This window comes from Actinoplanes ianthinogenes (genome assembly GCF_018324205.1).
GTDB classification, from domain to species: Bacteria; Actinomycetota; Actinomycetes; order Mycobacteriales; family Micromonosporaceae; genus Actinoplanes; species Actinoplanes ianthinogenes.
Genome location: NZ_AP023356.1, coordinates 2320216 through 2331706 on the forward strand (window position 1 = coordinate 2320216; position 11491 = coordinate 2331706).

Annotated in this window: 10 protein-coding genes; 1 reads left to right on the forward strand and 9 read right to left on the reverse strand. The window is 70.0% G+C overall.

Going from position 1 to position 11491, the window contains the following annotated elements; all coding sequences use genetic code 11:
• Positions 1–6 precede the first annotated feature (6 nt).
• From Aiant_RS10675 to pyrR, 7 genes are all read right to left on the reverse strand, one after another.
• Complete coding sequence (locus tag Aiant_RS10675; RefSeq protein WP_189333361.1) at positions 7–1281, reverse strand: adenosylmethionine--8-amino-7-oxononanoate transaminase; 1275 nt, start codon at positions 1279–1281, stop codon at positions 7–9.
• Entirely contained in the window at positions 1278–2306 is a 1029-nt protein-coding gene (locus tag Aiant_RS10680) for a quinone-dependent dihydroorotate dehydrogenase (protein WP_189333360.1), read from the reverse strand. The genes Aiant_RS10675 and Aiant_RS10680 overlap by 4 nt, the downstream gene beginning before the upstream one ends.
• An 85-nt stretch (positions 2307–2391) precedes the next feature.
• Entirely contained in the window at positions 2392–5706 is a 3315-nt protein-coding gene (carB, locus tag Aiant_RS10685) for a carbamoyl-phosphate synthase large subunit (RefSeq protein WP_189333359.1), read from the reverse strand.
• A 6-nt stretch (positions 5707–5712) separates the two neighbouring features.
• Positions 5713–6819 (reverse strand): glutamine-hydrolyzing carbamoyl-phosphate synthase small subunit, encoded by a 1107-nt coding sequence (gene carA, locus Aiant_RS10690; RefSeq protein ID WP_189333358.1) that lies wholly within the window; start codon positions 6817–6819, stop codon positions 5713–5715.
• Positions 6819–8087, reverse strand: coding sequence for a dihydroorotase (locus Aiant_RS10695; RefSeq protein ID WP_189333357.1), 1269 nt, complete (start codon positions 8085–8087; stop codon positions 6819–6821). The genes carA and Aiant_RS10695 overlap by 1 nt, the downstream gene beginning before the upstream one ends.
• Positions 8084–9004 (reverse strand): aspartate carbamoyltransferase catalytic subunit, encoded by a 921-nt coding sequence (locus Aiant_RS10700; protein ID WP_189333356.1) that lies wholly within the window; start codon positions 9002–9004, stop codon positions 8084–8086. The genes Aiant_RS10695 and Aiant_RS10700 overlap by 4 nt, the downstream gene beginning before the upstream one ends.
• Positions 9001–9585 carry a bifunctional pyr operon transcriptional regulator/uracil phosphoribosyltransferase PyrR gene (gene pyrR, locus Aiant_RS10705; RefSeq protein WP_425322664.1) on the reverse strand — a complete coding sequence of 195 codons (585 nt, stop codon included), beginning with the start codon at positions 9583–9585 and terminating at the stop codon, positions 9001–9003. The genes Aiant_RS10700 and pyrR overlap by 4 nt, the downstream gene beginning before the upstream one ends.
• Positions 9586–9879: 294 nt before the next feature.
• On the opposite strand from pyrR, the gene bldD reads away from it, so the two are divergent.
• Positions 9880–10368, forward strand: a complete 489-nt coding sequence (gene bldD, locus Aiant_RS10710; protein ID WP_014446326.1) for a transcriptional regulator BldD — start codon at positions 9880–9882, stop codon at positions 10366–10368.
• 111 nt (positions 10369–10479) lie between these two features.
• Here bldD and nusB read toward each other — a convergent pair whose 3' ends face one another.
• On the reverse strand, positions 10480–10914 hold the full coding sequence (gene nusB / locus Aiant_RS10715; RefSeq protein WP_189333354.1) for a transcription antitermination factor NusB: 435 nt from the start codon (positions 10912–10914) through the stop codon (positions 10480–10482).
• Positions 10914–11471 (reverse strand): elongation factor P, encoded by a 558-nt coding sequence (gene efp / locus Aiant_RS10720; RefSeq protein ID WP_189333353.1) that lies wholly within the window; start codon positions 11469–11471, stop codon positions 10914–10916. The genes nusB and efp overlap by 1 nt, the downstream gene beginning before the upstream one ends.
• Between the last annotated feature and the right edge of the window lie 20 nt (positions 11472–11491).

Here is an 11491-nt window from a genome sequence, read left to right on the forward strand (position 1 = left end):
TCCGTGTCAGCTGGCCGCTACGGCGGCGGCGATTCCCGCGGTAATGCGAGCCACGTCCTCGTCGTCGGCGACGTAGGGCGGCATGGTGTAGATCAGGTCCCGGAACGGCCGCAGCCACACGCCCTCGGCCACAGCCGCCGCGGTCGCCGCGCGCATGTCCACCGGACGGTCCAACTGGACCACGCCGATCGCGCCCAGGACCCGCACGTCCGCGACCCCGCGCGCGCCGCGGAGCGGTTCCAGACCGCTTTTCAACCGGAGTTCGATTTCCGGTACGCGCTGAGCCCAGTCCCCGTCCCGGAGCAGCCCGAGCGAGGCGTTGGCCACCGCACAGCCCAGCGGGTTGCCCATGAACGTCGGCCCGTGCATCAGCCCGCCACCCTCCCCCGCCGAGATCGCAGCCGCCACCTCAGGCGTGCAGAGCGTCGCGGCCAGCGTCAGGTATCCACCGGTCAGCGCCTTGCCCAGGCACATGATGTCCGGGCTGACCCCGGCGTGCTCGGCCGCGAAGAACCGGCCGGTCCGGCCGAAGCCGGTGGCGATCTCGTCGAAGATCAGGAAGATGCCGTGCTCCGCGGTGATCTCGCGCAGGATCTTCAGATACTGCGGATCATGGAAGCGCATGCCGCCGGCGCCCTGGACCACCGGCTCGACGATCACCGCAGCGATCTCGTCGCGGTTCGCTTCCACGAGGTTCCGCAGGGAGTCCGCGTATTCCTGGACATACTCTGCCGGCGGGGCGCCGGCGAAGATCTGCGCCGGCAGCACCCCGGTCCAGAGCGAGTGCATCCCACCCTCCGGGTCGCAGACGCTCATCGGGTGGAACGTGTCCCCGTGATACCCACCTCGCCAGGTGGCCAGTTTGCGCCGCCCGGGACGCCCGAGCGCCCGCTGCGCCTGCAACGCCATCTTGATCGCCACCTCGACCCCGATCGAGCCGGAGTCGCACAGGAAGACGTGCTCCAGGCCGGCCGGCGCGAGCTCGACCAGCGTGGTGGCCAGGGTGATGGCCGGCTCGTGGGTGAGCCCGCCGAACATCACGTGGCTCATCCGGCCGGCCTGCTCGGCCAGCGCCGCGTCCAGCACCGGGTGCCGGTACCCGTGCACGGCGGCCCACCAGGACGACATGCCGTCGACCAGCTCCCGGCCGTCGGCGAGCCGCAGCCGGACCCCGGCAGCGCTCTCCACCAGGTAGGGATCGCCGCTGCCGGGCATCGGCCCGTACGGGTGCCAGACGTGCGCCCGGTCGAGCGCAAGCAGGTCGCGCTCGGCCGGGCTCATCGCGCGGTGGTGGCGCGGGACGGGCGGGCGCCCTGGGCGACCGCCTTGACCAGGTCCGGGCCCCGATAGATGAACCCGGAGTAGAGCTGCACCAGCGTGGCCCCGGCGTCCAGGATCCGCGAGGCGTCGTCGGCCGACATGATCCCGCCGACCCCGATGATCGGCAGCCGGCCACCGGTCTCGTCGTGCACGAACGCGACCACCTCGCGGGCCCGCTCGGTGAGCGGCTTGCCGGAGAGGCCACCCGCCTCGGCGGCCAGGTGCTGGTCGCCCGGGGCCAGGCCGTGCCGGGCCAGCGTGGTGTTGGTCGCGATCAGGCCGGCCGCGCCGTGCTCCAGGCAGACCTCGAGGAGTTCGGCGATGGCCGGCTCGGTCAGGTCCGGAGCGATCTTCACGAGCACCGGGACCGGGCCGCTCAGCTCCTTCAGGAGCGTCGTCAGGAAGTCCCGGTCCTGCAGGCTGCGCAGGCCGGGCGTGTTCGGCGAGGACACGTTGACCGCGATGTAGTCCGCGTAGGGGTGCAGCAGCCGGTAGGACTCCAGGTAGTCCTCGACAGCCTCGTCCAGCGGGGTGACCTTGGACTTGCCCAGGGAGACGCCGAGCGGCACCCCGATCGGCCCCAACTCCTGCAGGCGGGCCGCGAGGGCGGCCGCGCCGGCGTTGTTGAAGCCCATCCGGTTGATGATCGCCTCGCTCTCCCGGAGGCGGAACAGGCGCGGCTTGTCGTTGCCCGGCTGCGCCTTGGCGGTGACCGTGCCCACCTCGACGAAGCCGAACCCGAGCGCCGGCCAGGCGGGCAGCGCCAGGCCGTTCTTGTCCATCCCGGCGGCCAGGCCGACCCGGTTGGGGAAGCGGACGCCGAACGCGTCGACCGGGGCGGAGAACGCGTAGCGGCGGCGCATCACCTCACGGGCGGCCGGCGGCATCGAGGCGAGCCGGTGCAGCGTCCACTCGTGCGCGGACTCGGCGTCGCCGCCGCCCAGCCGGAACAGAACCGGCCGGACGGCGTTGCGAAACAAATTCATAGCTGTGCCATCCTCGGCATGCCCTCCTGGCCCTCACCGGCGAGGCCGCTGTCCGGTGCGGGTGGCTGCGGTTCGGTGCAGTCGGTCATGCCAGGTCGCTCCGGAGCATCTTGTGCAGGTCCTGGAGCGGCCGCACGGTCATGTCGCCGCGCATCAGGGCCTCGATGCCCATCACCGCGGCGGCCGCGCCGGGCACCGTGGTGACGCACGGGACGTCGGCGGTGACCGCGGCGCTGCGGATCTCGTACCCGTCCTGGCGGGCACTGGCGCCGGAGCCCTGCGGGGTGTTGATGATCAGCGCGATCTCGCCGGCCAGGATCAGCTCGACGGCGTTCTTGCCCGGGCTCTCGTAGTGCTTCGGGACGACCTCGCAGTCGATGCCGTACCGGGAGAGCACCTCGCCGGTGCCGGACGTGGTGACGATGGTGAAGCCCAGGTCGGCCAGCCGCTTGACCGGGAAGACCATCGACCGCTTGTCCCGGTTCGCCACCGAGACGAAGATCTTGCCGCTGGTCGGCAGCGACCCGTACGCGGCGGCCTGCGACTTGGCGAACGCCTGGCCGAACCCGGCGTCGATGCCCATCACCTCGCCGGTCGACTTCATCTCCGGGCTGAGCAGGCTGTCCACGTTGTTGCCCGCCAGGGTGCGGAACCGCTTGAACGGCAGCACCGCCTCCTTGATCGCGATCGGGGCGTGGGCCGGCGTCGACCCACCGTCCCGGTCGGACACCAGGACACCCTCGGCGCGCAGCTCGGCGATGGTGGCGCCGAGCATGATCCGGGCGGCCGCCTTGGCCAGCTGCACGCCGGTCGCCTTGGAGACGAACGGCACGGTGCGCGACGCCCGCGGGTTGGCCTCCAGCACGTAGAGCTGCTCGTCCTTGAGGGCGTACTGGACGTTCATCAGGCCGCGCACGCCGATCCCCCGGGCCAGCGCCTCGGTGTAGCGGCGGACCTCGGCCATGTGCGAGCCGGCCAGCGTGATCGGCGGCAGCGAGCACGCCGAGTCGCCGGAGTGGATGCCGGCCTCCTCGATGTGCTCCATCACGCCGCCCAGGTAGACCTCGCCGGTGGCGTCGCAGAGCGCGTCCACGTCGATCTCCACGGCGTCGTCCAGGAACCGGTCGACCAGCACCGGGTGGTCCGGGGAGATCTCGGTGGCCCGCTCGATGTAGCCCCGCAGGGTGGGCTCGTCGTAGACGATCTCCATGCCCCGGCCGCCGAGCACGTACGACGGGCGGACCAGCACGGGGTAACCGATCGTGTCGGCGATCGCCTTGGCCTCCTCGAACGAGGTGGCGGTGCCGTGGTCCGGCGAGCGCAGCCCGTTCTCGGCGAGCAGCGCGCCGAACAGGCCGCGGTCCTCGGCCAGGTCGATCGACTCGGGCGAGGTGCCGACGATCGGGACGCCGGCCGCCTTGAGCCGGTTCGCCAGGCCGAGCGGCGTCTGGCCGCCGAGCTGGACGATCACGCCGATCACGCCGGGACCGCCGGCCGCCTTGCCGGAGCTGTCCTCGGCGTGGAACACCTCGAGGACGTCCTCGAAGGTGAGCGGCTCGAAGTAGAGCCGATCGGCGGTGTCGTAGTCGGTGGAGACCGTCTCCGGGTTGCAGTTGACCATCACGGTCTCGTAGTCGACCCCGCGCAGCGCCTGAACGGCGTGCACACAGCTGTAGTCGAACTCGATGCCCTGGCCGATCCGGTTCGGCCCGGAGCCCAGGATGATCACCTTGGGCCGGTCACTCGGCGCGACCTCGGTCTCCTCGTCGTACGAGGAGTAGTGGTACGGCGTGTTCGCGGCGAACTCGGCCGCGCAGGTGTCCACGGTCTTGTAGACCGGCCGGAGCCCCAGCCGGTGCCGCAGCGCGCGGACCCCGTCCTCACCGGCCAGCTCCGGCCGCAGCGCGGCGAGCTGCTTGTCGGAGAGACCGGCGCGCTTCGCCTTGCGCAGCAGCTCCTCGTCGAGGACCGGCGCGGCCAGGATCTCCTCGCGCAGGTCGACCAGGGCCTTGATCTCGTCCAGGAACCACGGGTCGATCCGGCCGCTGGCCGCGTGCACCTGCTCGACGGTGGCGCCGAGCCGGAGCGCGGCCTCGACCGTGTAGAGGCGGCCGTCGTGCGGGACCCGCAGGGCTTCCAGAGCCTCCTCGACGTTCTCGAAGGAGGGTGCGGTCCAGAAGCCGCCGGCCTTCGTCTCCATCGAGCGCATCGCCTTGTTCAGCGCCTCGCTGAAGTTGCGGCCCAGGCTCATCGCCTCGCCGACCGACTTCATCGTGGTGGTGAGCTCCTTGTCCGCGCCCGGGAACTTCTCGAACGCGAACCGCGGGATCTTGACGACCACGTAGTCCAGGGCCGGCTCGAACGCGGCCGGGGTCTTCAGCGTGATGTCGTTCGGGATCTCGTCCAGCGTGTAGCCGATGGCCAGCTTCGCCGCGATCTTGGCGATCGGGAAGCCGGTGGCCTTCGAGGCGAGCGCCGAGGAGCGGGAGACCCGCGGGTTCATCTCGATCACGATCATCCGGCCGTCGTCCGGGTTGATCGCGAACTGGATGTTGCAGCCGCCGGTGTCCACGCCGACCTCGCGGAGCACCGCGATGCCCAGGTCCCGCAGCTTCTGGTACTCCCGGTCGGTGAGCGTCATGGCCGGGGCCACGGTGACGCTGTCGCCGGTGTGCACGCCCATCGGGTCGAGGTTCTCGATCGAGCAGACCACCACGACGTTGTCGTGCTTGTCGCGCATCAGCTCGAGCTCGTACTCCTTCCAGCCGAGCACGCTCTCCTCGATGAGCACCTCGTGCACCGGGGAGGCGGCCAGGCCGGCGCCGGCGATCTGCTCCAGGTCCTCGCTCGTGTGCGCCATGCCGGAGCCGAGGCCGCCCATGGTGAACGACGGGCGGATGACGACCGGCAGGCCGATCTCGGCGACGGTCGCGCGGACCTCGTCCATCGAGTGGCAGACCCGCGAGCGCGGGGTCTCGCCGCCGGCCTTGGCGACGATGTCCTTGAAGAGCTGGCGGTCCTCGCCCTTGCGGATGGCGTCGACGTTGGCGCCGATCAGCTCGACGCCGTACTTCTCCAGGACGCCGGCCTCGTGCAGGGCGATCGCGGTGTTCAGCGCGGTCTGGCCACCCAGGGTGGGCAGGATCGCGTCCGGGCGCTCCTTGGCGATGACCAGCTCGACGAACTCGGTGGTGATCGGCTCGACGTAGGTGGCGTCGGCGAACTCCGGGTCGGTCATGATCGTGGCCGGGTTGGAGTTGACCAGCGAGACGCGGATGCCCTCGTCGCGCAGCACCCGGCACGCCTGGGTGCCGGAGTAGTCGAACTCGCAGGCCTGGCCGATGACGATCGGGCCGGAGCCGATCACCATCACATGCTTGAGATCCTCACGCTTCGGCACTGTGTGTCAGCCCTTCTTTTCCACAAGCTCGACGAAGCGGTCGAACAGGTAGTCCGCGTCGTGCGGACCCGCCGCGGCCTCGGGGTGGTACTGGACGGTGAACGCGGGCACCTCGATGCCGCGCAGCCCTTCGACCACGTTGTCGTTGAGGCAGACGTGGGAGACCTCGACGCCGCCGAAGTCGGTGTCGATCACCTTGTTCAGCGGGGCGTCGACGGCGAACCCGTGGTTGTGGCTGGTCACCTCGACCTTGCCGGTGGTCTTGTCGAGCACCGGCTGGTTGATGCCGCGGTGGCCGTACCCGAGCTTGTAGGTGCCGAAGCCGAGCGCGCGGCCGAGGATCTGGCTGCCGAAGCAGATCCCGAACAGCGGCACCTGGCGGCGCATCACTTCCTGGGCCAGCGCGACCGGGCCGTCGGCGGTGGCCGGGTCGCCCGGGCCGGGCGAGAAGAACACCGCGTCCGGGCTGACCGCGAGCAGGTCCTCGATGCTCGACGAGGCCGGGAAGACGTGCGTGGTGACGCCGCGCGCCGCGAGACGGCGGGAGACGTTGCGCTTGATGCCCAGGTCCAGCGCCGCGACCGTGTAGCGGTGCTCGCCCTCGGCCTCGACCGTGTACTTCGCGCCGGTGGTGACCTCGGCGGAGAGGTCGGCGCCGAGCATCTGCGGCTGGTTGCGCACCTTCGCCAGCAGTGACTGCGGGTCGAGGTCGACGCTCGACACGCCGACCCGCATCGCGCCCAGCGAGCGCAGGTGGCGGGTCAGGGCGCGGGTGTCGATGCCGCTGATGCCGACGACGCCCTCGGCGGCCAGGCGGTCGCCCAGGTCGCCCGTCGAGCGCCAGTTGGAGGGGCGGCGGGCCGGGTCGCGGACCACGTAGCCGGAGACCCAGATCCGGTCCGACTCGTCGTCCTCGTCGTTGACCCCGGTGTTGCCGATCTGCGGCGCGGTCTGCACCACGACCTGCTTGTGGAAGGAGGGGTCGGTCAGCACTTCCTGATAACCGGTCATGCCGGTGGTGAAGACCGCCTCGCCGAACGTCTCGCCGACGGCGCCGTAAGCCGTGCCGGAGAACGAACGCCCGTCCTCCAGCACGAGGATTGCCTTGGTCATCACTTGACCGCCTTCCCGTCCAGCACAGTTGCTTCGCCCCGCAGGAAGGTCGCCACGATGCGACCGGGCAGGGTCATCCCCGCGTACGGCGTGTTCCGGCTGCGGCTCGCCAGGGCGCCGGGATCGACCACCCAGTGCGCCTTCGGATCCACCAGCGTGAGGTTGGCCGGGATGCCGGCCTGGGTGAGGTCGCCGCCGTGGCCGGTCAGCCCGGCGATCCGGGCCGGCGCGATCGACATGCGGTCGGCGATCAGGTCCCACTTCTCCCCGAAGACGCTCAGCACGATGGGCAGCGCGGTCTCCAGACCCAGCATGCCCGGCCGCGCGTACGACCACTCGCATTCCTTGTCCTGCACCGCGTGCGGGGCGTGGTCGGTGGCGACCACGTCGATCACCCCGTCGAGCAGCGCCTGACGCAGGGCGAGCACGTCGTCGTTCGTACGCAAAGGGGGGTTGACCTTGAAGACCGGGTCGTAACCCGCGGCCAGCTCGTCGGTCAGCAGGAGGTGGTGCGGGGTCACCTCGGCGGTGACCCGGACGCCGCGGGCCTTGGCCTGGCGCAGCACCTCGACCGAACCGGCGGTGGAGACGTGGCAGACGTGCAGGCGGCTGCCGACGTGCTCGGCCAGCAGCACGTCCCGGGCGATGATCGCCTCCTCGGCGACCGCGGGCCAGCCGGTCAGCCCGAGCCGGGTGCTGACCTCGCCCTCGTGCATCTGCGCGCCCTCGGTGAGCCGTGGCTCCTCGGCGTGCTGGGCGATGACGCCGTCGAACGCCTTCACGTACTCCAGCGCGCGGCGCATCAGCTTCGGGTCGGCGACGCAGAACCCGTCGTCGGAGAAGATCCGGACGTTGGCGGCCGAGGTGGCCATCGCACCGAGCTCGGCCATCTGCTTGCCGGCCAGGCCGACCGTGACCGCGCCGATCGGCTGCACGTCGACCAGGCCGGCCTCGCGGCCCAGGCGCCAGACCTGCTCGACCACGCCGGCCGTGTCGGCGACCGGCGAGGTGTTCGCCATCGCGCAGACCGCGGTGTAGCCGCCGAGCGCCGCGGCGCGCGAGCCGGTCTCGACCGTCTCGGCGTCCTCGCGGCCCGGCTCGCGCAGGTGGGTGTGCACGTCGACGAGGCCCGGCAGGGCGATCAGCCCGGTCGCGTCGATGACCTCTGCGCCGTCAACCGGCTTGTCCGAAATAAGGGCATCTTTAATGAAAAGATCAGTCGGCGCGGCGCCGAGAATCGAGACGCCCTTGAGCAGGTACGCCATCACTTGCCTCCCAGGAGCAGGTAGAGGACTGCCATCCGGACACTGACGCCGTTGGCGACCTGTTCGACGATGGTGGAGCGGGGCGAGTCGGCCACCTCGGGCGCGATCTCCATGCCCCGGTTCATCGGGCCGGGGTGCATCACGATCGCGTGCTCCGGCAGCCTCGTGAGCCGCGGCACGTCGAGCCCGTAGCGGCGGCTGTACTCGCGCGCGGACGGGAAGTACGAGTCCTGCATCCGCTCGGTCTGCACGCGGAGCATCATCACCACGTCGCTGTCCGGCAGGACGCTGTCCAGGTCGTAGCTCACCTGCGTCTTCTCGGAGAGCGCGGCGGCCACGTCGAGCGGGATCAGGGTGGGCGGGCCGACCAGGGTGACCTGCGCGCCCAGGGTGGTCAGCAGCAGCACGTTGGAGCGGGCGACCCGGCTGTGCAGCACGTCGCCGACGATGGCCACCTTCAGCCCGTCCAGGCGGCCCAGGCGGGACCGCATCGTGTACGCGTCCAGCAGCGCCTGGGTCGGGTGCTCGTGGGTGCCGTCGCCGGCGTTCACCACCGAGCCCTCCACCCAGTTCGCCAAGCGGTGCGGCGCGCCGCTGGCCGAATGCCGGATCACCACGGCGTCGGCGCCCATCGCCTGCAGGGTCAGCGCGGTGTCCTTGAGGCTCTCGCCCTTGGAGACGCTGGAGCCCTTGGCGGAGAAGTTGATGACGTCGGCGGAGAGCCGCTTGGCGGCCGCCTCGAAGGAGATCCGGGTCCGGGTGGAGTCCTCGTAGAAGAGGTTCACCACGGTGCGGCCGCGCAGCGCCGGCAGCTTCTTCACCTCGCGCCCGGAGAGCGACGCCATCTCGGCGGCGGTGTCCAGGATCAGGGTGGCGGTCTCGGCGTCCAGGTCGGCTGCGGAGCGCAGATGCTTGATCACTGAAGGCCTCCGATCAGTCGGACCTCGTCGGCGTCGTCGGTCTCGGTGAGCGCGACCTTGACGCTCTCGCTGAGCGCGGTCGGGATGTTCTTGCCGACGTAGTCGGCGCGGATCGGCAACTGCCGGTGACCGCGGTCGACCAGCACCGCGAGCTGCACCGAGCTGGGCCGGCCGAGGTCCTTGAGCGCGTCCAGGGCGGCGCGCACCGAGCGGCCGGAGAAGAGCACGTCGTCGACGAGGATCACCCGCAGGCCGTCGATGCCGCCGGCCGGCAGCTCGGTCTTGCCGAGCGCGCGGGTCGCCTTGAGGCGCAGATCGTCGCGGTAGAGCGTGATGTCCAGGGAGCCGACCGGGACCTCGACGCCCTCGAAGGCGTGTATCCGGGCGGCCAGGCGGTGAGCGAGCGGGACACCGCGGGTCGGGATGCCGAGAAGCACGGTGCCGGTGGCGCCGGACGTCTTCTCCAGGATCTGATGGGCGATGCGGTCGACGACCCGGGACAGGTCGGACCCGGCCAAAATGATCTTGCTGGGCGCGTCTGCGCGTGGCTGCGCCACGGCGGACCTCCTTCCCCGCCTCACGGGACGGGTCGTTAAAGGACGTCGGGTCGGGTCCTGAACCGTGCGGATCGGGCCCGATGGCTGACGCTACGTTACCAGTGGACCAAGCGTTGACCAGGGTGACCTGCCTGACCCGCAGACATACCGGACAAATTCTGCAACTAGGGATACAGCCGGTAACTTTGGTGCGGCCCGCACGACTCATCGGTAACCAACACTTGACCGGCGGTCGCAAACTCCGTACCGTCACGCAGCGTAGCGATCCGTGAGGAAGAACCCTCCGGGCCAGCACAGCACAGTACTGGGAGTGTCCGAATGCCGTCTGAGTACGCGAAGTCGCTGGGCGCTCGCCTGCGCTCGATTCGCCAGCAGCAGGGCCTGTCCCTGCAAGGCGTCGAAGAGAAGTCCAACGGCCGGTGGAAGGCCGTCGTGGTCGGCTCGTACGAGCGTGGCGACCGTGCGGTGACCGTCTCGCGCCTGGCCGAACTGGCCGATTTCTACCGAGTGCCCGTCTCCGAGCTGCTGCCCGACGGCAGTGGCATCCGCCTCGAGGCGACCAACAAGATCGTGCTGGACCTCGAGAAGCTCTACGACACCACCGGCGAGGACCTCGCCTATGTGGCGCGGTACGCCCGGGCCATCCAGCAGCAGCGTGGCGACTACAACGGCCGGGTGCTGTCGATCCGCGCCGACGACCTGCGCGCCCTCGCCATCGTCTACGACATCTCGCCGTCCGGCCTGATCGAGCGCCTGACCGAGCAGGGCGTCCTGGTGGCCGACCCCCGGGCCTTCTTCGCCAGCTGACGCGTTCCTTCGAACCCGCGTCGGCCCCCCAAGATCGGCGCGGGTTTCACCATGTACCAAATAATGAAAAACGGCCCGGACCGAAGCGGTCCAGGCCGTTTTGCCGTTTTTCTACCTTGTGGCGAAAGCCGCGATCCGGTCGAGCAGCCCGTTGAGGAAGCGCGGGCTGTCGTCGGTCGACATCTCTTTCGCCAGCTCGACGGCCTCGGTGATGGCCACCGGGTCGTCCACGTCCGGCTCGAAGAGCAACTCGTAGACGGCGATCCGGGCCAGGTTGCGGTCGACCGCCGGCATCCGGTCGATCGTCCAGCCCTCGGCGTAACTCGCGATCAGCTCGTCGATCCGGTCCAGGTGCTTGGCGACGCCCTCGATCAGGGTGACCGCGTAGGCGAGGTGCTCCGGGTGCGGTTTCGCGATCCGGTCGAGATAGGTGACCAGCACCTGGCTCGGCGGCAGATCGCGCAGGTCGGCCTCGAAGAGGACGTCCAGCGCCCGCTTGCGCGCCTTACGACGCGCAAGACGTTCCTTCTTGGGACCTTCCGCCATCAGCTGCGGCCGAGGTAGCGGCCGTCGCGGGTGTCGACCTTGATCTTCTCACCGGTGGTGATGAAGAGCGGAACCTGGACGGTGGCGCCGGTCTCGATCGTCGCCGGCTTGGTGCCACCGGTCGAACGGTCGCCCTGCAGACCGGGCTCGGTGTAGGTGACCTCGACGAAGATGCTGGTCGGCAGCTCGACGTAGAGCGGGACGCCCTCGTGCAGCGCGACCGTGACCTCGGCCTCGGGCAGCAGGTAGTTGGCGTTGTCACCGACAGTGGCGCCGGAGACGTGAATCTGGTCGTAGGTGTCCAGGTCCATGAAGACGTAGTCGTCGCCGTCCTGGTACAGATACTGCATCGTGCGCTTGTCCACGGTCGCCGTCTCGACCTTGGTGCCGGCGTTGAAGGTCTTGTCGACGACCTTGCCGGACAGCACGTGCTTCAGCGTGGTCCGCACGAAGGCCGGACCCTTACCGGGCTTGACGTGCTGGAACTCAACGACGGACCACAGCTCCTTGTCGAGGTTGAGAACCAGGCCGTTCTTCAGGTCGTTGGTGGAAGCCATGTCCTGCCTTGATCTTGACG